Below are 19,710 nucleotides of genomic sequence, written 5' to 3' on the forward strand. Positions count from 1 at the left end.
ACACCATTCATGAATGCCGGGCAGGGTGCCGATTCCCGCAAACCAGCCCCCTTCGAAGATCGAATATGCCGCGGCAGCCACCGGGGGGCCGCGCGCCCCGGCATCCACCTTCACCGCGGGATCCGGCCGGTGTCACCACCTGACCAGGTAGGTTTGCCACGAGGGGCAGGCCGCCCGCTACTCAAGCGGGTAGTGGGGTACGGCAGTTGGGCTCCGGGGACCGCGCGGCGGCCGGCAGGTTCATACCTTGCCGCCCCATCCGCCGTTTCCCTCCATTCACGGAGTTTTCGCTTCCGACGCGTAACGGGCGCACCAAGAAAGCGTGTTAATGTTCAACGGATCGCGTTAACCTTCAAGAACTCCCCCCCGCACCCTTTTGAAGGATCGTCAACTTCAACGGTACTCCGCACACCGGACGCACGATCCGTCAATTCCTCAGGTACGGGACCCACCTTCGTTCGATTCCCCCTTCCCGGACATGAACTACGTGAGGTCACGTGTCACACAGTCCCCTACGCGGCCGATCACCAGAAATGAGCCTCATACTCCAGGCCTTCGCCGAAGCGGAGTCCAGCCGCGGCGGCGTGATACTCGTCTCAGGAGACGAGGGTTTCGGGAAATCGCGCCTCGTCCATGAGGTCGGCCGCATCGCCGAGGAGCGTGAATTCCGCCTCGTCCACGCCGGTGACGGCACATTCCCGCCGCGTTCCGACGACCGCCCCACCCTGACCGTCCTCGACGACCTGCACACCCAGACCGACCAGGCTCTGCTGCGCCGGCTCACCGCCGACCTGGCGTCGCTGCGCCGCCGCCCGCACCTGTGGCTGCTGACCCTGCGCGACCAGGCGTACAACCTCGACGTGCACCGCTTCGTGCGGGCGCTGGACGACTGGGGCTGCACGCGCCTGACGCTCGGCCGGCTCGCCCCGGACGCGGTCAAGGAACTCCTCACCGACATCCTCGGCGCGGCCCCCGACGTCGGCCTGACGGCGCTGGCCGCCGAGGCGGAGGGCCACCCCCTGCTGACGACCGCGCTGGCGACGGGGCTGCGGGAGGACGGCCTGGTCCGGATCGTGGGCCGCCGGGCCGCCCTGCTCGGCACGACCGTGCCCACCCGCCTCAGGTCCACGGTGAACTGCCTGCTCAGGGAGCAGGGCGAGCAGGTGCGGGACATGCTCAGGACGGCGGCCGTGCTGGGCCCGCAGTTCAGCCTCTGCGAACTCTCCGCGGTCCTCGCCGACGTACCCGCCGTGGGCCTGGCCGCCCTCGTGCAGCGGGCCGTGGACGCCGGGCTGCTGGACTGCCACGACGACGGCCGGCTCGCCTTCCGCAACGAACTGCTGCGCAGGACCGTCGTCGACGGCACCGCGCCGGGTGTCCGCCAGGTGCTCCTGACCGCCGCGTCCGCGACCGACACCGGCGCCGCCTCGCCGCACCCGTCCGGTGAGCGGAGCGCGGCGACCCTGTACGCGCGCGCCGTCTCGTCCCTCGACGAGGGCCGCACCGACCGGGCCCAGGAGGCGGCGACCGCCCTGTTCCACAACCGCGCGGCCGTCGAGGACGCCTCGGGGCAGGCGTTCGCGCTGGCGGTGCGCTCCACCTGTGCCCGGCTCGACGGGCGCCCGGCGGAGGCGCTGCGCCTGAGCCGCGAGGCCACCGCGGTCATCCCGCCCGGCCGGGCCGACCTCATGGACCAGCAGGTGACGAACTCGGTCGCGCTGGAACTCTCCCTGCTGGGCGAGCCCTTCGAGGCCGAGCGGCTGCTGCGCAAGGCGGAGTGCTGGGCGGAGCCGTCCGGCCCGCCACCCCAGGGCCTCGCGCTCGCGACGGTCTCCGCGCGGCTGCTGAGCCTGAAGGGCGACCACCGCCGCGCCGACCGGTGGATCGCGGCGGCGCTGGACGAGGTCCGCGAACCCGACAGCGCCCTGCTGCCCCTGGCGACCACGGTCCAGGCGCTCGCGGCCCTACGCGGCGGCGATCTGCGCGACGCGGAGAAGCTGATGGCCCGCCGGCACGAGGAGCCGCTCCCCGCGCCCCGCGTGTTCTGCGCGCAGCCGGACTGGGTCGCCCTCCAGATCGCGGCCGAGCGGTACGGGGCGCCGCGCGCCGTCGAGCTGCTGGAGCGGCAGTACGCCGGCCTGGTCACCGAGCCGCTGCTGTTCACGGAGGAGCCGGGCGCCGCCGCCTGGCTGGTGCGCACCGCGCTCGCCGGGCGGGCCCCGCACCTGGCCGAGCAGGTCGTCCGTACGGTGCGCACGCTCGCCCACGACAACGCGGACTACGCCCCGCTGAGCGTCTCGGCGCTGCACGCGGCGGGCCTGCTGCACCGGGACGAGGCCGCCCTGGCCCGGGCCCGCCGCGAGCACCGCTGCTCGTGGGCGGCCGGCGGGGCCGCGGAGGACCTGGGCGTCCTGCTGCTGGCCGGGGGCCGGGGCGAGAGTTCGGCGCTGCGGCAGTTCGGCGCGGCGCGCGAGCTGTACGAGGAGGCCGGGGCGTTGCGGGACGCGGCCCGGGTCGCGGCGCGGCTCAGGCTGTCCACGGCGCCTTCAACGCGGCCCTCGAAAAACCGACCGGTCGGTCCGGAACAGGAGCTGACCCACTCCGAGCGGGCGGTCGCCGAGCTGGTCGTGCTGGGCATGACCAACCGGCAGGTCGCCGGGAAGCTGCACCTGTCCTCGTACACGGTCAACTACCACCTGCGGAACATCTTCCGGAAGTTCGGCATCAAGTCCCGGGTGGAGCTGGCGCGTTGCTACCAGGACGACGCCCCGGCCGTGCCCGAGCTGGCGCTGCGGCACGGCGCCCGTCCCGCGTAGCCCCCCGGCGACACCCCGCACAGCGAAACCCGCGAGAAAGCAGCAGAGAGCAGAGGAACAGGTGACGGTCATGCCCGCGAAGCCCTCCGACGACGTCTCCCCCATGAGCCGGGCGGCCCGCCTCGTCGCGGAGTTGTCCGCGCACGATCCGCAGTACCGGGCCGCGATGCCGCTCCCGGCGGTCCGCGAGGCGGTCCGGGAGGTCGCGCGCGACCAGGTGCTGTCGCGGACGGTGGCGACGGTGATGGAGGGGTACGCCGACCGCCCCGCCCTCGCCCGGCGTGCGACGGAGCTCGTCACGGACCCGGTCTCCGGGCGGACCCGCCTGCGAACGCTCCCCGAGTTCACGACCGTCACCTACGGCGTGCTGTGGGCGCGGGCCGGGGCGGTCTCGGCCGAGTGGGCGGCGGACCCCGCACTCCCGCTGTCCCCGGGCGACTTCGTGGCGCTCTACGGCTTCACCAGCGGCGACTACGTCACGGTCGACCTGGCGTGCCTGCGCCACGGCGCGGTGTCCGTGCCGCTCCAGTCCGGCGTGCCGGTCGCTCAACTCGCCCCGATCCTCGCGGAGACCGGGCCGAAGGTGCTCGCGGTGGGCCTCGAACTCCTCGACCGGGCCGTGGAGTTGGCCCTGTCCGCCGAACTCGCCCCGCGCCTGGTCGTGTTCGACTTCCACGCCGGGGACGACGCGCAGCGCGAGGCGTTCGAGGCGGCGTCCGCGAGGCTGACGGCCGCCGGGCACGCCGCCCCGCTGCCGCTGGAGGAGGTGATCGGACGCGGGCGCGCCCTGCCCCCGGTCCCGCTGTTCGTGCCGGGCCCCGACGAGGACCCGGTCCGCCTCCTCGTCTACACGTCCGGCAGCACCGGCACCCCCAAGGGCGCCATCCAGACGGAACGCATGCTGCACCGGGCGTGGGCGGGCGCCGTCCCGATCCCCGACGACGTGGCATCCATCGTCGTCAACTACCTGCCGCTGAGCCATGTCGCGGGCCGTTCCTCGCTGGTGGAGACGCTGCGCCGGGGCGGGATCTCCTACTTCACCGCGCACAGCGACCTGTCGGACCTGTTCGAGGACATCGCGCTCGTCCGCCCGACGGCCCTGCTGTTCGTGCCGCGCGTCTGCGACCAGCTGTTCCAGGAGTACCAGTCCGAACTGGTCCGGCGTACGGGCGAGTTCGCGGACCCCGAGGCGCTCGACGCGGCCGTGAAGGTGGACCTGCGGGAGCGGTTCCTCGGCGGCCGGCTCATCCAGGCGCTCTACGGCAGCGCGCCCCTCTCCGCCGAGCTGCGCGCGTTCATGCGCAGCTGCCTCGACCTGCCCGTCCTCGACGGCTACGGCTCCACCGAGACCGGCTCGATCCTCCTCAACACCCGCGTCCAGCGCCCTCCGGTGACCGACATCAAACTCGTCGACGTCCCCGAACTCGGCTACTTCGCCACCGACTCGCCGTACCCGCGCGGCGAGCTGGTCCTCAAGTCCGAGACCCTGACGCCCGGTTACTACCGCCGCCCCGAGGTGACGGCCGCCGCCTTCGACGCGGACGGCTTCTACCGCACCGGCGACATCATGGCCGAGGTCGGCCCCGACCAGTACGTGTACGTCGACCGCCGCAACAACGTCGTCAAGCTCGCCCAGGGCGAGTTCGTCGCCCTCTCCCGCCTCGAAGGCGTCTACGTCACGCATCCGCTGATCCGGCAGATCTACGTGTACGGCAACAGCGAACGCGCCTATCTGCTCGCGGTGATCGTCCCGGCCCGGGAGGACGTCACCCGCGAGGATCTCACCGAGGCCCTCCACCAGGCCGCCCGTGACGCCGAGTTGAACTCGTACGAGATACCGCGCGCGTTCCTCGTCGAGACCGAGCCGTTCTCGCTCGCCAATGGCCTGCTGAGCGACACCCGCAAGAACCTGCCGCCGCGCCTCAAGGCCCGGTACGGGGAGCGGCTGGAGGCGCTGTACGAGGAGTTGGCGCGGGACCAGGAGGACGCGGTGCGCGCCCTGCGCGACGAGGGCGCCGGGCGGCCGGTGGCCGAGACGGTCGAGCGTGCCGCCCGGGCGCTGCTGGGGAGTTCGGCCGCCGACGCGCGCTTCACCGACCTCGGCGGCGACTCGCTGTCCGCGCTGTCGTTCTCGACGCTGCTCACCGAGATCTTCGGGGTGGAGGTGCCGGTCGGCACGGTCCTGAGCCCCGCGAGCGACCTGCGCACCCTCGCCGCCCACATCGAGGCGCGGCTCGCGTCGGGGGCGAGCCGTCCGACGTTCGCCTCGGTGCACGGCGCGGACAGCACGGTCGTACGGGCCGCCGACCTCGCGCTGGAGAAGTTCATCGACGCCGACACCCTCGCCCGTGCGGCCCTCCTCCCCGGCCCGCGCGGCGAGGCGCCGAGGACCGTCCTGCTCACCGGCGCCAACGGCTACCTCGGCCGGTTCATGTGCCTCGACTGGCTGGAGCGACTCGCGGACGGCGGCGGCCGTCTCGTCTGCGTGGTGCGCGGCAAGGACGACGCGGACGCGCGGGCCCGCCTGGACGCGGCGTTCGACTCCGGGGACGCGGAACTCCTGCGCCGCTACCGCGAGTTGGCGGCCGGGCGGCTCGACGTGTACGCCGGGGACATCGGGGCGGAGCGCCTGGGACTGGCCGAGGAGACCTGGCGGCGCCTCGCCGAGGACGTCGACCTGATCGCCCACCCGGCGGCGCTGGTCAACCATGTCCTGCCGTACGAGCAGCTGTTCGGGCCGAACGTGGCCGGCACCGCCGAGCTGATCCGCCTCGCGCTCACGGCCCGCGTCAAGCCGTTCACCTATGTCTCGACGACGGCGATCTCCACCGCGCTGGACGAGACGTCCGACATCCGGGAGCTGATCCCCGAGCGCGCCCTGTCCGACGCGTACGCCGCCGGGTACGGCACGAGCAAGTGGGCGGGCGAGGTGCTGCTCCGGGAAGCGCACGCCCGTTTCGCCGTCCCCGTGGCCGTGTTCCGCTCGGACCTGATCCTCGCCCACCCCCGCCACACCGGCCAGCTCAACCCGGCCGACGTCCTCACCCGCCTCCTGTTCAGCGTCCTCAGCACCGGCCTGGCCCCCACGTCCTTCTACTCCGAGGAGGGCCGCGCCCACTTCGACGGCCTCCCCGTCGACTTCACGGCCGAGGCGGTGAACGCCCTGGGCGCACAGTCCACGCCGGCGCACCGCACGTACAACGCGGTGAACCCCCACGACGACGGCATCTCCCTGGACACCTTCATCACCTGGCTGGAGGAAGCGGGCCACCCCCTGCGCCGCCTCCCCCACACCACCTGGTCCCCCCGCCTCGAAACAGCCCTCCGAGCCCTCCCGGAACACCACCGCCCCCACACCCTCCTCCCCCTCCTCCACGCCTTCACCACCCCCCAACCCCCCACCCCCACCTCGACCGTCCCCGCCACCCGCTTCCACGAAGCCGTCCGATCAGCGGGCCTCGGCCCCTACAAGGACATCCCCCACCTCACCCGCGCCCTGATCACCAAGTACGCGACGGACCTACGCCAGTTGGGCCTGTGGTAAAGAGCCCCATGCGCACCCTGCACGTCGTCACCCACCCCGAAGCCACCCACCACGCCGACCGCCTCGTCGGCGGCTGGTACGACTCGGCCCTCACTCCCGGCGGTCTGCGAGCCGCGACCCGCATCGCCCGCGCCCTACGGGAGCGCATCCCACCGGAGGCCGAACCGGAGTTGTACGCGTCGGACCTCCTGCGCACCCGGCAGACGGCCGGCGAGATCGGCGAACTCCTGGGTGTGGAACCGGTGTTCACCAGCGAGCTCAGGGAGAAGTCGTACGGAGAGGCGGAGGGCAGGCCCCAGGAGTGGCTCGACCAGCGGTTCGTGGCACCGCCCGCTCAGGGGGAACGGCTGTGGCACGACGAGGGGGTCGAGGGGGCGGAGACCAAGGGGGCGTGTGTGCGGAGGGTGTACGCCGCCCTGGCCCGCATCCTGGAACGCCCCTGCCCGCACCAGATCGTGGTCACTCACGGCGGCTCGCTCACGTTCGTCGTGGCGGCGTGGATCGGCATGCCGGCCGAGGCTGCGGGACGCGTGAGTTTCCCGGTGCCCGCCGGGAGCATCACGACGCTGGTCGAGGACGACCGCTTCCACAACCGCCAGGTCACCGCCCTCGGCGTCCTGCCCGCCTGAACACGCGAACGGCGCCCTGGGGGATCCCCGGGGCGCCGACGTGATGAACCGTCAGAAGACGCTCACGCCGTACGCGTTGAGCGCCTCCGTGACCGGCTGGAAGAAGGTCGTTCCGCCGACCGTGCAGTTGCCGCTGCCGCCCGAGGTGAGGCCGAGGGCGGTGGTGCCGGGGAAGCTGGCCCCGGTCCGGGTCCCGAGGGTCGTGCTCTGGCCGGAGTTGGTGTACCAGGTGGAGCCGATGGCCGTGCAGTGCCCGGCGGTCAGGGCGCAGTATGTGTTCCCGCTGCGGACGTTGAACCCGAGGGAGCGGCGCCCGCCGGAGCAGATCGCGTCGCCGCCGGCGATGAACTTGCTGAACGTGCCGGGCGTGCGGTTGATCTGGAGTCCGCTCGCGCGGTCACCGGCGGCGGCCTTGATCTCGGCGATCTCCGCCGCGCTGGCGGTGGCGTCGGCGGTGACGACGACCTTGCCGCCGGCCGGGTCGGCGTACCAGGCCGTGCCGACGACGTCGGCGACCTGGGCGAGCTGGGCGCCGCTCAGTTTCGCGGGCGCGATGTCGGCCACCGCCGCGAGCACGGTGACCGCTGCCACGGCGACGAGACGGGCTCTCTTGGACAGGGTGCGGACAACTCTCACGGTGACCTCCGAAGTGGAGGAGGCCACCACGAGGGGGCCGCCCTCGGAGCCCGTGTCACCGCCAGTCGAACGCCCCCACGCCCCGCGCCTGTTCGGGCTCCGCGGGCGTCCGCGCCGTGTCCCACTCCGTACGCCCCATGACGACCTCCGGGTCGAACATCACGACGACCCCGGCGATCAGCAGCAGGATCAGCGGCCCGGCGAGCATGACCAGCATGAAGGAGAGCAGGGCGGCGGAGGACTGCCCGCTGACGGTGCCGTGCGCGGCGTGGACGCTGACCGCCGACATCCCCGTGTAGTGCATGACGGACACGGCGGCCCCCATGACGAGGCTCGCCCCCAGCGTCGCCCACACCGCGCTGATGGAGACGGCGGCCCACAGCGCGGCGGTCGCGGCGACCACGGCGATCACGACGGAGAGCAGGACGACCCCGCTGTCGTACCGGAGCCCGTCGACCTTGAGCGCGCCCATGCCCATGTAGTGCATCGCGGCGACCCCGAGCCCGGTGACCGTGCCGGCGACCCCCAGGGTGACGGGCCCCGACCCCCGGTAGCCGACGAGGAAGACGCCGACGGAGACGACGGCGATCGCGACGAGGAGGCTGAGGATCGTGAGGCCGGCGTCGTACTCCATGTGCTCGCCGTCGACGGTGAAGCCGATCATCGCGATGAAGTGCATGGTCCAGATCCCGCAGCCGAGGGACGTCGCACCGAGGGCGAGCCAGCCCCAGCGGCGTTCGCCGCCGCCGCGCCGCAGGGAGCGGGTGGTGCAGCGCAGGGCCAGGACGGAGCCGACGCACGCCATGACGAAGGCGGCGACGGGGGTGACGAGGCCGTAGTGGAACTCCGACAGGGTCGCGGTCACGGTGCCGATGCCTCTCTACACGGGTCCAGAACAAGCCACTTGGCCAATTCCTTCACCATTCAACCACGACTTGCTTACGTGATCATCACATCATCACCTCATGCGCCTATCTCTCACATCCGCCCCAGCCGCCCCCAGACATGCCGAATCAGCCCCCGCGCCCAGGCGCGGCGGCTGATTCAGACCTTCCGGACGCTCACCGCCCCGGCGGCGGAGCCGTGCTCTCCCGCACCACGAGCCGCGTAGGCACCAGCGTCGTCCCGTGCGCCGGCCCGTCGTGCCGCATCTTCCGCAGCACCGCCCGCACGCACAGCCGCCCCACCTCGGCGAAGTCCTGGTGCAGCGTGGTCAGCGGCGGCAGGAACGAGGACGCCTCGGGGATGTCGTCGAACCCGATGACGCTGACGTCCTGCGGCACCCGCCGCCCGCTCTCGTGCAGCGCCCGCAGCAGCCCGAGCGCCATCTGGTCGTTGGCCGCGAAGACCGCCGTGCAGTCCTCCCGCGCCGCGAGGTCGAGCCCCGCCCGATACCCGGACTCGGCCGACCAGTCCCCGCTGACCGGCGGCGGCACGGGCCGCCCGGCCTGCACGAGCGTCTCGCGCCACGCGTCCGTACGGCGCTGCGCGGCGAAGGAGTCCTCGGGCCCCGACAGGTGCCACACAGTCTCGTGCCCGAGCCCGAGAAGGTGCTGGACGGCGGTCCGGGTCCCCCCGGCCTGGTCGGTGTCGACGACCGTGTACCGCTCGCCCGCGTCGGAGTCGGCGACCACCACTTGGACGTACGGCGGCAGGTTGATCGTCGCCGCGTCGAGGAGGTGCACCTCCATGATGACGATCACGGCGTCGACGGCGAGTTCTTCGAGCCGCGTGAAGGCGCCGCGCACCTCGTCCTGGGTGGGGACGGCCACCGGCAGGAGGGTCACCGCGTACCCCTCGGCGGCGGCCGAGTTGGCGATCGCCTCCAGGGTGCGGACGTTCCCGGTGGAGGAGAGCGAGAACGTGATGACGCCGAGCGTGCGGAACTCGCCGCGCTTGAGGGCACGGGCGGCACTGTTGGGCCGGTAGCCCAATTCGCGCATCGCGTCGAGCACTTGGCGACGTGTCTCCTCAGTCACGCCCGCATAACCATTCGACACGCGCGAGACGGTCTGGGAGGACACGCCGGCGACTCTGGCGACGTCGGCCATCGACACGCTCGCGCGTCTTCCCCTGGTCTCGGCGGGTGCGGACCCCTGCGCCGGGATGCTGTGTGTCGTGTCCATTTTCAACCCCCGGCCTCTTCCTCTCGTCACCTCGGCCACACTCTCCCCCGGAGACCCTTGACCTGCGTCATCGGAGGAGTGTAGACATGCCGCCATCAGATGTTTACGTAAACATAACAGCTCAGGACTCTTTTTTTGCTGGCTGATGTTTACGCAAACATCGAGGCGGCGCCGCACTGGGAACCACGGGGCGTCGCGGGTTCCATGAGTGGACGAGCGAGGATCGATCATGAAGACGCTGCAACCGCCGGCCGCCGCCGAGCCGCGGCCGGCACCGCCTCCGGCGAAGAAGGACCGCCGTTCCTGGACCGGCTGGGGGTTCATCGGCCCCTTCGTGGCCGTGTTCGCCCTCGTCTTCCTGGCGCCGATCGCGTACTCGATCTACCTGAGCCTCTTCCGCGACCAGCTCATCGGCGGCAACCACTTCGTCGGCCTCGACAACTACACCCAGGCGCTCCAGGACTCCCAGTTCTGGGACTCCCTGGCCCGGGTCGGGCTCTTCCTGCTGATCCAGGTGCCGATCATGCTCGGCATCGCCCTGCTGGTCGCCCTCGCGCTGGACAGCGGCCGGCTGTACGGCAAGAGCTTCTTCCGCATCACGATCTTCCTGCCGTACGCGGTCCCCGCCGTGGTCGCCACCCTGATGTGGGGCTTCATGTACGGCACGAAGTACGGCCTGGTCCGTGACATCAACGACGCGTTCGGGGTCACGCTGCCGAACCTGCTCGACCCCAGCTGGGTGCTCGCCTCCATCGGCAACATCGTGACCTGGGAGTTCGTCGGCTACAACATGCTGATCTTCTACTCCGCGCTCAGGGTCGTACCGACCTCGCTGTACGAGGCGGCGGAGATCGACGGCGCCGGACAGTGGCGGATCATCCGCTCGATCAAGATCCCCGCGATCCGGGGTTCGCTCGTGATCGCGACGATCTTCTCGGTCATCGGCAGCTTCCAGCTCTTCAACGAGCCGAGCATCCTCCAGCCGCTCGCGAAGAACGCGATCACCACCGACTACACGCCGAACTTCTACACCTACTCGCTGTCCTTCAACGGCCAGCAGCACAACTACTCCGCGACCGTCGCGATCATCATGGGTGTGATCACGATGATCGTCGCCTACGTCGTGCAGCTCCGCGGCATGCGCAAGGGAGCGTGACGAACGATGACCACCTCTGTCACCACCGCTCCCGCGAAGAGCGCCCCGAAGCTGCGCACCCCGCGCAAGGGCAAGGCGTACAGCGCCGACAAGCCGCGCCGCAGCAAGCTGCTGACCGGCCTGATGGCCCTCATGGCCGTCTACACGGTCGCCCCCCTGGTGTGGCTGATCATCAGCGCCACCAAGACCCAGGAGGGCCTGGCCGACTCGAACGGCCTGTGGTTCGCGAAGCACTTCGCGCTGTGGTCGAACATCCACGACACGTTCACCTACCACGACGGCATCTTCGGCCGCTGGCTGCTGAACACCCTGCTGTACGTCGTCCTCGGCGCGGGCGGCGCGACGCTGCTCGCGGTGCTCGGCGGGTACGCGCTCGCGAAGTTCGACTTCCCCGGCAAGAAGGGCATCTTCGCCGTCGTCATCGGCGCGGTCGCCGTGCCCGGTACGGCCCTGGCGGTGCCGACGTTCCTCATGTTCAGCAAGATGGGCCTGACCGACACGCCCTGGGCGGTGATCATCCCGTCCCTGGTGTCCCCGTTCGGCCTCTACCTGATGTGGGTCTTCGCGGCCGAGGCGATCCCGGCGGAGCTGCTGGAGGCGGCCCGGATGGACGGCGCGGGCGAGGTGCGGACCTTCTTCCAGGTCGCGCTCCCGCTGCTGGCGCCGGGCATCGTCACCGTCCTGCTGTTCACGACGGTCGCCACCTGGAACAACTACTTCCTCCCCCTGATCATGCTGAAGGACCCGGACTGGTACCCGCTCACCCTGGGTCTCAGCTCCTGGAGCTCGCAGGCGCAGACGATCGGCGGTGACGTGATCTTCAACCTGGTGATCACCGGCTCGCTGCTGACGATCCTGCCGCTGATCGCGGTGTTCCTGCTGCTCCAGAAGTACTGGCAGTCCGGTCTGTCGGCCGGAAGCGTCAAAGAATGACTCCGGCGCCCCAAAGCCCCACAATTGCGCACACAACGCAGCACCCCCACCCTCACCTGTCCCACCCACGAAGAAGTGGAAGCACCATGCGCAGAACAACGAGCCGTGTCCTCCGCGGCGTCGCCCTCGTCTCCGTCCTCGCCATCGGCGCCACCGCCTGCGGCAGCTCGGACGACGACGACTCCTCGCAGAAGGCCGTCTCGGCCGGGGACCTCCAGGCGGCCCTGGACAAGGGCGGCGACATCACGGTCTGGGCCTGGGAGCCCACGCTGAAGACCGTGGCCGCCGACTTCCAGAAGAAGTACCCGAAGGTCAAGGTCAACCTGGTCGGCGAGCGCTCCGGCGACAAGCACTACACGGCGCTGTCGAACGCGATCTCGGCCGGCAAGGGCGTCCCGGACGTCGCCCAGGTGGAGTACTTCGCCGTCGGCCAGTACTCGCTCACCAAGGGCCTCACCGACCTGTCGAAGTTCGGTGCGGACAAGCTCGCCTCGAAGTACACGCCGGGCCCGTGGAACGCCGTCAGCGACGGCTCCAAGGTCTGGGGTCTGCCGATGGACTCCGGCCCGATGGCGCTGTTCTACAACAAGCAGGTCTTCGACAAGTACAAGATCGCCGTGCCCACCACGTGGGACGAGTACCTGGACGCGGCCCGCAAGCTCCACAAGGCCGACCCGAAGGCGTACATCGCCAACGACACCGGTGACGCGGGCTTCACGACCTCCATGCTGTGGCAGGCCGGCTCGCGCCCCTACAAGGTCGACGGCACCAAGGTCGGCATCAACTTCGACGACGCGGGCGCGAAGAAGTTCGAGAAGGTCTGGCAGACGCTGATCAGCGAGAAGCTCCTCGCCCCGGTCACCGGCTGGACCGACGACTGGTACAAGGGCCTCGGCGACGGCACCATCGCGACCCTCGCGACCGGCGCCTGGATGCCCGCGAACTTCGTCACCGGTGTCGCCGCAGGCGCCGGCAAGTGGCGTGCCGCGGCCATGCCGCAGTGGGCCAAGGGCGAGAAGGCGAGCGCGGAGAACGGCGGCAGCTCGCTGACCGTCCCGGCGCTGGCCAAGAACAAGGAGCTGGCGTACGCGTTCACCGAGTACGCGAACTCCGGCGCCGGTGTCGCCACCCGCGTCTCCGAGGGCGCCTTCCCCGCCACCAAGGCGGAGCTGGAGTCCCCCGCGTTCCAGGCCAAGAAGTTCGACTACTTCGGCGGCCAGGAGGCCAACAAGATCTTCGCCGAGTCCGCGGCGATGGTCGCGAGCGACTGGAAGTACCTTCCCTTCCAGCCGTACGCGAACTCGATCTTCAACGACACCGTCGGCAAGGCGTACGTCTCCTCCACCACCCTCGCGCAGGGTCTGAAGGCCTGGCAGGACGCCTCCGTGAAGTACGGCAACGAGCAGGGCTTCACGATGGAGAAGTAGGTCTTCTCCGCCAGCAGTTCAGAACGACCGGGCGGCGCGGCCCTGTGCCGCGCCGCCCCCGTGCACCACCCCTTGGGAAGGACCGCCATGATCTCCACCCTCCACGCCCGCGCCGCGCGCGGGACGGACGGTGACCTCGCCCCGCGCTTCTCCTACGGCGCCGACTACAACCCCGAGCAGTGGCCCCGGGAGGTGTGGGAGGAGGACATCCGCCTGATGCGGGCGGCGGGCGTCAACGTCGTCTCCGTGGCGATCTTCTCCTGGGCGCGCCTCCAGCCCGGCCCCGACAGCTGGGACTTCGGCTGGCTCGACGAGGTCATGGACCTGCTGCACGCCGGCGGCATAGGCGTCGACCTCGCCACCGCGACGGCCTCGCCGCCGCCGTGGCTGACGACCGCCCACCCGGAGATCCTGCCGGTCACGCAGACCGGCGAGACCCTGTGGCCGGGCGCCCGCCAGCACTGGCGGCCCACCTCCCCGGTCTTCCGCGAGCACGCCCTGCGCCTGGTGCGCGCGATGGCGGACCGCTACAAGGACCACCCGGCGCTGGTCGCCTGGCACGTCTCCAACGAGCTGGGCTGCCACAACATCTACGACTACTCGGACGACGCCGCGCGCGCCTTCCGGGGCTGGCTGCGCGCCCGCTACGGCACGCTTGAGGCCCTCAACCACGCCTGGGGCACGGCGTTCTGGTCGCAGCGCTACACCGACTGGGAGCAGATCCTGCCGCCCCGGCTCGCGGCCTCGCACCCGAACCCGACGCAGCAGCTCGACTTCAAGCGGTTCTCCTCCGACGTCCTGAAGGACTACCTGCGCGCCGAGCGCGACATCCTGAAGGAGATCACCCCGGACGTCCCCGTCACCACGAACTTCATGGTGATGGGCGAGACGAAGGGCATGGACTACGCGGACTGGGCGGCGGAGGTCGACTTCGTCTCCAACGACCACTACGTCCACCCCGGCCCGCAGTCCCGCGACGAACTGTCGTTCTCCGCGAACCTGACCAGCGGCATCGCGGGCGGCAAGCCGTGGTTCCTGATGGAGCACTCCACCAGCGCCGTGAACTGGCAGCCGGTGAACGTCGCCAAGCGCCCCGGCGAGCTGGCCCGCGACGCGCTGCTGCACGTGGCGCACGGCGCGGACGCCGTCTGCTACTTCCAGTGGCGCCAGTCCGCCGCGGGCGCCGAGAAGTACCACTCGGCGATGGTCCCGCACGCCGGTGAGGACAGCGAGGTCTTCCGCGCGGTCGCCGCCCTCGGCGCGACCCTCAAGACCCTGGCCCCGGTGGCCGGTTCGGACCGCGAGGCGGCCCGCGTCGGCATCGTCTTCGACTGGGACTCCTGGTGGGCGAGCGAGCAGGACTCGCACCCCACCGCGCTCCTCAAGTACCGCCAGGAGGGCCTGGACTGGTACTCGGCGCTCCTCGCGCTCGGCGTGCGCGCCGACCTGATCACCAAGCGCACCGACTTCTCCCGCTACGACGTGCTGATCACCCCGGTCCTGCACGTCATGCCGGCCGGGCTGGCCAAGGAGCTGACCCGGTACGCCGAGCAGGGCGGCCACCTGATCGCCACCTACTTCTCGGCGGTCGTCGACGAGAACGACCACATCTGGCTCGGCGGCTACCCCGGCGCCCTGCGCGACCTGCTCGGCATCCGCGTCGAGGAGTTCGGCCCGCTCCTGGCGGACGAGTCGGTCGCCCTGGACGACGGCACCACGGGCACCCTGTGGACCGACCGCATCACCCTCACCGACGAGGCCACCGAGGTCCTCGCCCGCTACGAGTCCGGCGACCAGTCCGGGCGCCCGGCCGTCACGCGCCGTACGACGGGCGGCGGTTCGGCGTCGTACGTGTCGACGCGCCTGGGCGTCGAGGGGCTCACCGCGCTGCTGCCGAGGCTCCTTCAGCCCGCCGGCGTGGAGAGCGAGCTGCCCGCCGCCGCGCGCGGGCGCGTGGAGCTGACCGTGCGCAAGGGCGCCGAGGACAGGTTCCTGTTCCTCGTCAACCGCACGGACGACGAGGTCGACCTGAGCGGCTTCGCCGGTGACGTGCTGTACGGGTCGCTGGTCCTCGGACCGCGTGAAGTGACCGTCGTACGCCGCCCGTCGGTCTGATCCCCCCCTTTTTTCCGACTCCCCGGGCGGCGCCTGTCCGTGCGCCCGGGGTCACCCTTCCCTGCCCGTCCGGCGGGGAGGGGCCACCGCAACGTTTCCACCTATGAGAGCTGGGAGCACACGATGGCACGACTCACCCGCAGCAGACGGTTCCTGGGAACCGCCTCGATGACCGCACTGGCGACGGGAGCGGCTCTGCTCACGTTCCCGGCGCCGCTCGCGCAGGCCGACACGGTCACCCCGACCGTGACCGTCCAGCCGGACCCGTCGTACAAGCAGGACAAGTTCGAGGGCTGGGGCACCAGCCTGGTGTGGTTCGCCAACGCGACCGGCGACTACCCGAAGGAGATCCGCGAGAAGCTCGCGAAGCTCCTGTTCGGGGACGACGGGCTCGCGCTGAACATCGCGCGTTACAACATCGGCGGCGGCAACGCCCCTGATGTGAAGGACTACTTGAGGGCCGGCGGCGCCGTCGAGGGCTGGTGGAAGGCCCCGGCGGGCACCACCCGTACCGACACGAGCTGGTGGAACGCGGACGACCCGGCCGACTGGAACCCGAAGGCGGACGCGACCCAGCGCTGGTGGGTCGACCGCATCAAGAAGGACATCACGCACTGGGAGACGTTCTCCAACTCCCCGCCGTGGTTCATGACGGTCAGCGGCTACGTCTCCGGCGGCTTCAACGCCAACGACGAGCAGCTGAAGGAGAGTTCGGTGAACGACTTCGCCGCCTACCTCGCGGGGGCGACGAAGCGTCTGGAGAAGTCCTCCGGGATCAAGGTCGACACGGTCGACCCGTTCAACGAGCCCAACACCGGCTACTGGGGCACCCGCCTCGACGCGAACGGCCAGCCGGTCGGGGGCCGTCAGGAGGGCGCGCACATCGGGCCCGCCATGCAGGAGAAGGTTCTCGCGGCGCTCGCCCCCGCGCTGAAGAAGGCCAAGGTCGGCGCCGAGATCTCGGCGATGGACGAGACCAACCCCGGTCTGTTCGCGACGAACTGGAACTCCTACTCGCAGGCGTCCAAGGACCTCGTCGGCCAGATGAACGTCCACACCTACGGCACCGGCCAGCGCACCACCGTGCGCGACCTCGCCAAGGCGGCCGACAAGCCGCTGTGGATGAGCGAGGTCGAGGGCGACTGGGGCGACGGGCAGAGCTTCACGGACATGCGTCCGGGTCTCGGCCTCGCCCAGCAGATCGTCAACGACCTGCGCGAACTGGAGCCCAAGGCCTGGGTGTTCTGGCAGCCGGTCGAGGACTACGACAACATGAAGCCGGGCGGCGAGTCCGCCAAGGGCGGCAACTGGGGTTCCATCCAGCTCCCGTTCAGCTGCACGTCCAAGGACACGCTGAAGTCGTGCCCGATCTACACGAACACCAAGTTCGACACGGCCCGTAACTTCACGCACTTCATCAAGCCCGGCGACAGCCTGATCAAGGTGGACGACACGTCCAGCGCCGCCGCGGTCACGAAGGACGGCAAGGGCGCGTCGCTGGTCCACGTCAACTCGACCACCGCGCCGCGCACGGTCGTCCTAGACCTCTCCCGGTTCGGGAAGATCGACCGGAAGGCGACGGTCACCCCGACCGTCACGGACGCCGACGGCAAGCTCGTGAAGCAGGCCGCGGTCAAGGTCGTCGACGGCAAGGCGTCGTTCACCGTGCCCGCGCAGTCGGTGACCTCGTTCGCCGTCAAGGGCGTCTCCGGTGTCGCCAAGGACGCGAGCCTGTTCAGCAAGGGCAAGGCGTACACGCTGACCGGCGTGCAGTCCAACAAGGCCGTCACCCTCGGCGCGAACGGCACCAGCCTGACCATCAACTCGGCGAACGGTGGGGTCGCCCAGCAGTGGCGTCTGGAGCAGGTGTACGGCACGACGGGCAACCGTCTGCGGTACGTCTTCGCGAACCCGGCGGAGGGCAAGCGGCTCGCCGTCCGTAACGACGTGCCGGTGGCCGAGCCGGACACGGGTACGCGTGACGCGGCGACCGAGTGGATCCTGTCCACCACGGGCGACGGCACCTGGACCCTGGTGAACGCCGCCACGGGCCGCCTGCTGGAGGTCGGCGGCCAGGCGACCAACGAGGGCGCCGCCGTCACCACCTGGTACGGCAACTCCGGTGCGAACCAGCGCTGGCGCGTCGCCCGCGTAAACTGACCCGGTACGGGGCTCCTCGCCGGAGGGGCCCCGTTCCTCATGCGGTGGGTACCGGGCTCGGCCCGCTCCCGGTGAGCCGCACAATCTCCCCGCCGATCTCGGGCTGAAGCCTCTTCAGCACCTCGGCCTTCCCGCCGACGGCCCACTGCGGCCCCACGATGTAGGTCCCGCCGTAGATGGCCGCCGCGTCGAGCCAGGTGTCCTTGAGGGACTCCTTCGGGAACGTCGTGATGATGTAGTCCCCCTGCCCGGTCCGGCAGCTCCCCTCCCGCAACTCCGCCGCCTGGATGCGGATGGTGGCGGTGCACCCCGTCATCCCGGCGATGATCTCGACCTTCGCGGGCGCGACGACCTGCGCGGCGGCGGGCTCAGCCGGCTGAGACGCCTTCGCCGCCGGCTTCCCGTCCCCTCCCCCGCAAGCGGTGAGCAGCAACAGCAGGGCGCCTGTGGCGACGCCTCGGGCGGTGTGGGGCACGGCGACGGCTCCGGGGTCGGACGGGGTGCGTACGCCCACTGGTACGGACGTACGGGTACGGGTGTTCAGCGGCGTCCGCTCCCCGGGTGCCGCCGGTGCGGGTCGAACAGGGTCGCCGCCATTCCCGCCGCCACCAGGCCCGTCGCCAGCACCAGGCCGTGCGGCAGCGCGATGCCGATGAACAGGAGGGCGCCCGCCGTGCCGAGGGCCCACCAGGCGCGGCCTCTGCGGTACTCGCGGGGCCGTTCCGGGTGGCCCTCGGCGAGGGCTCGGGCGAAGCGGGCGTCGTCGCGTTCGGTGGCGGACGCCAGGGCTTCCAGGCGGTCGTCGTGGCCGTCGGACACGGGTCCTCCTGTCCGGGCCCGTGCGGGGGCCCTTCCTCCGAGGGGCCGTTACCGGTCGGGGGCGGTGACGGGGTCCCTCGTCTCTCGTGTGAGTTCTTCCGCTTCCGCGGGCTTCTCAGTCGTCGCCGGGCCCTTCGGCTCGCGGTCGTCCGCCGCGTGCACGCGCCCCGCCGCGAGCGGCCCGAGCACGGCGAGGACGAGGACGTACCCGGCGATGAACGGCGCGAGCCGGCTGTCGAGTCCGGCGTTCGCGGCCATGGCGGCGAGGATCAGCGCGAACTCGCCGCGCGCCAGCAGCGTCGTCGCGATCAGCGTCGCCTCGCGCGCCGCGTACCCGTACAGCCGTGCCACGACGAGCCCGGCGGCGACGTTCATCGCGAGTGTCAGCACGACGGCGATCACGACGGGTACGGCGACGGCGGCGAAGTCCCCCGGGTCGATGGCGAGTCCGAAGGCGAAGAAGAAGATCGCGGCGAAGGCGTCCCGCAGCGGGTGCACGAGCCTGCGGATGCGCGGCCCGGACGGGGTGGCGCCGAAGATGAGGCCGACCATGAACGCGCCGATCGCGTCGGCGACCCCGAGGTACTCGGAGACGCCCGCGACGAAGACGGCGGCCCCGAGGAAGCTGATGACGAGGAGTTCGTCGTCGCGGACGTGGATGAGCCGGGCGACCAGGCGTGTCCCGTAGCGCGCTGCGGTGGCGAGCAGCAGCAGGAACCCGAACGCCTTGGCGACCTGCCAGGCGATCTCCAGGCCGCCCTCGGCGCCGCTGATGACGGGTTGCAGGACGGCGAGGTAGAGCGCGAGGAAGATGTCCTCGACGACGATGACCCCGAGGACGATCTTTGTGCCGGGGCGGCCGATGCGGCCGAGGTCGATGAGGATCTTCGTGACGATCGCGGACGACGAGATGCCGAGGACCCCCGCGAGGACCAGCGCCTCCCGCGCGCCCCACCCGAGGCCGAACCCGAAGGCGAGTCCCGCGCCGACGTTCAGGACGAGGTAGCTGCCGCCCGCGAGGAGGAGGCGCCTGCCGCCGTTCTTCAGGTCGTCGACGTGGAATTCGAGGCCGAGGTAGAAGAGCAGCAGCACGAGCCCGAGCGCGGAGAGCATCTCGAAGTCGTGCGCGTCCCGCACCAGCACGAGCCCCGGCGTGTGGGGGCCGAGCAGGATTCCGGCGAGGGTGAACAGGGGGATGGTGGGGAGCCCGAACCTGTTGCCGAGCCGGGCGAGGACGGCGGCGGCGAGGAAGGCTCCGCCGAGGGCCAGCAGCGAGTCAGCGTGTCCCATGGGTCACCTCCCGCCGGCGGGCGTCGGGGCGGGGTCGTACTGCGCGTGGGGAGTGGATG

14 protein-coding genes are annotated in these 19,710 nt (G+C 71.0%); 8 read left to right on the forward strand and 6 right to left on the reverse strand.

Translation table 11 applies throughout. From position 1 onward, the window contains the following. Positions 1-497: 497 nt before the first annotated feature. From PV682_RS10505 to PV682_RS10515, 3 genes are all read left to right on the forward strand, one after another. Positions 498-2,816, forward strand: coding sequence for a helix-turn-helix transcriptional regulator (locus tag PV682_RS10505; protein WP_407705636.1), 2,319 nt, complete (start codon positions 498-500; stop codon positions 2,814-2,816). 70 nt (positions 2,817-2,886) lie between these two features. Continuing rightward, positions 2,887-6,360: a carboxylic acid reductase gene (gene car, locus PV682_RS10510; RefSeq protein ID WP_319726504.1), complete on the forward strand. Its 3,474-nt coding sequence runs from the start codon at positions 2,887-2,889 to the stop codon at positions 6,358-6,360. An 8-nt stretch (positions 6,361-6,368) separates the two neighbouring features. Then, the gene (locus PV682_RS10515; protein ID WP_319726506.1) at positions 6,369-6,989 is read left to right on the forward strand and encodes a histidine phosphatase family protein; all 621 of its coding nucleotides are present in this window, start codon (positions 6,369-6,371) and stop codon (positions 6,987-6,989) included. Between the two features lie 51 nt (positions 6,990-7,040). Here the strand turns inward: PV682_RS10515 and PV682_RS10520 are convergent, their stop codons facing one another. From PV682_RS10520 to PV682_RS10530, 3 genes are all read right to left on the reverse strand, one after another. After that, entirely contained in the window at positions 7,041-7,625 is a 585-nt protein-coding gene (locus PV682_RS10520) for an alpha-lytic protease prodomain-containing protein (protein ID WP_319726510.1), read from the reverse strand. Positions 7,626-7,680: 55 nt separating this feature from the next. Further along, positions 7,681-8,490, reverse strand: coding sequence for an MHYT domain-containing protein (locus tag PV682_RS10525; protein ID WP_319726512.1), 810 nt, complete (start codon positions 8,488-8,490; stop codon positions 7,681-7,683). A 196-nt stretch (positions 8,491-8,686) separates the two neighbouring features. Then, positions 8,687-9,676: a LacI family DNA-binding transcriptional regulator gene (locus PV682_RS10530; RefSeq protein WP_319726966.1), complete on the reverse strand. Its 990-nt coding sequence runs from the start codon at positions 9,674-9,676 to the stop codon at positions 8,687-8,689. A 304-nt stretch (positions 9,677-9,980) separates the two neighbouring features. On the opposite strand from PV682_RS10530, the gene PV682_RS10535 reads away from it, so the two are divergent. The 5 genes from PV682_RS10535 (at position 9,981) to PV682_RS10555 (ending at position 17,542) form a co-directional block, all read left to right on the forward strand. Next, positions 9,981-10,907: a carbohydrate ABC transporter permease gene (locus tag PV682_RS10535; RefSeq protein WP_319726514.1), complete on the forward strand. Its 927-nt coding sequence runs from the start codon at positions 9,981-9,983 to the stop codon at positions 10,905-10,907. 6 nt (positions 10,908-10,913) lie between these two features. Continuing rightward, on the forward strand, positions 10,914-11,840 hold the full coding sequence (locus tag PV682_RS10540; RefSeq protein ID WP_319726516.1) for a carbohydrate ABC transporter permease: 927 nt from the start codon (positions 10,914-10,916) through the stop codon (positions 11,838-11,840). A gap of 86 nt (positions 11,841-11,926) precedes the next feature. After that, positions 11,927-13,267 carry an ABC transporter substrate-binding protein gene (locus tag PV682_RS10545; protein WP_319726517.1) on the forward strand — a complete coding sequence of 447 codons (1,341 nt, stop codon included), beginning with the start codon at positions 11,927-11,929 and terminating at the stop codon, positions 13,265-13,267. Positions 13,268-13,354: 87 nt separating this feature from the next. Continuing rightward, a complete protein-coding gene (locus PV682_RS10550) occupies positions 13,355-15,382 on the forward strand; it encodes a beta-galactosidase (protein ID WP_319726519.1) in 2,028 nt (675 codons plus the stop codon). A 123-nt stretch (positions 15,383-15,505) separates the two neighbouring features. Further along, positions 15,506-17,542 (forward strand): glycoside hydrolase, encoded by a 2,037-nt coding sequence (locus tag PV682_RS10555; RefSeq protein ID WP_319726522.1) that lies wholly within the window; start codon positions 15,506-15,508, stop codon positions 17,540-17,542. A gap of 37 nt (positions 17,543-17,579) precedes the next feature. Here PV682_RS10555 and PV682_RS10560 read toward each other — a convergent pair whose 3' ends face one another. Genes PV682_RS10560 through PV682_RS10570 form a run of 3 tightly spaced genes read right to left on the reverse strand, consistent with a single transcriptional unit; the run spans position 17,580 to position 19,651 of the window. Beyond that, positions 17,580-18,056 carry a hypothetical protein gene (locus PV682_RS10560; RefSeq protein ID WP_319726524.1) on the reverse strand — a complete coding sequence of 159 codons (477 nt, stop codon included), beginning with the start codon at positions 18,054-18,056 and terminating at the stop codon, positions 17,580-17,582. Between the two features lie 26 nt (positions 18,057-18,082). Then, positions 18,083-18,361: a DUF3040 domain-containing protein gene (locus tag PV682_RS10565; protein WP_319726526.1), complete on the reverse strand. Its 279-nt coding sequence runs from the start codon at positions 18,359-18,361 to the stop codon at positions 18,083-18,085. A gap of 48 nt (positions 18,362-18,409) precedes the next feature. Continuing rightward, positions 18,410-19,651 (reverse strand): cation:proton antiporter, encoded by a 1,242-nt coding sequence (locus PV682_RS10570; protein WP_319726528.1) that lies wholly within the window; start codon positions 19,649-19,651, stop codon positions 18,410-18,412. Between the last annotated feature and the right edge of the window lie 59 nt (positions 19,652-19,710).

It is taken from the genome of Streptomyces niveiscabiei (assembly GCF_033794345.1).
Classification (GTDB): domain Bacteria; phylum Actinomycetota; class Actinomycetes; order Streptomycetales; family Streptomycetaceae; genus Streptomyces; species Streptomyces niveiscabiei.

Coding starts and splice junctions, on each gene's coding strand:
- car (WP_319726504.1), top strand. CDS start 2,887: ATGCCCGCGAAGCCCTCCGACGACGTCTCCCCCATGAGCCGGGCGGCC.
- PV682_RS10550 (WP_319726519.1), top strand. CDS start 13,355: ATGATCTCCACCCTCCACGCCCGCGCCGCGCGCGGGACGGACGGTGAC.
- PV682_RS10530 (WP_319726966.1), bottom strand. CDS start 9,676: ATGGCCGACGTCGCCAGAGTCGCCGGCGTGTCCTCCCAGACCGTCTCG.
- PV682_RS10555 (WP_319726522.1), top strand. CDS start 15,506: ATGGCACGACTCACCCGCAGCAGACGGTTCCTGGGAACCGCCTCGATG.
- PV682_RS10570 (WP_319726528.1), bottom strand. CDS start 19,651: ATGGGACACGCTGACTCGCTGCTGGCCCTCGGCGGAGCCTTCCTCGCC.
- PV682_RS10515 (WP_319726506.1), top strand. CDS start 6,369: ATGCGCACCCTGCACGTCGTCACCCACCCCGAAGCCACCCACCACGCC.
- PV682_RS10535 (WP_319726514.1), top strand. CDS start 9,981: ATGAAGACGCTGCAACCGCCGGCCGCCGCCGAGCCGCGGCCGGCACCG.
- PV682_RS10545 (WP_319726517.1), top strand. CDS start 11,927: ATGCGCAGAACAACGAGCCGTGTCCTCCGCGGCGTCGCCCTCGTCTCC.
- PV682_RS10540 (WP_319726516.1), top strand. CDS start 10,914: ATGACCACCTCTGTCACCACCGCTCCCGCGAAGAGCGCCCCGAAGCTG.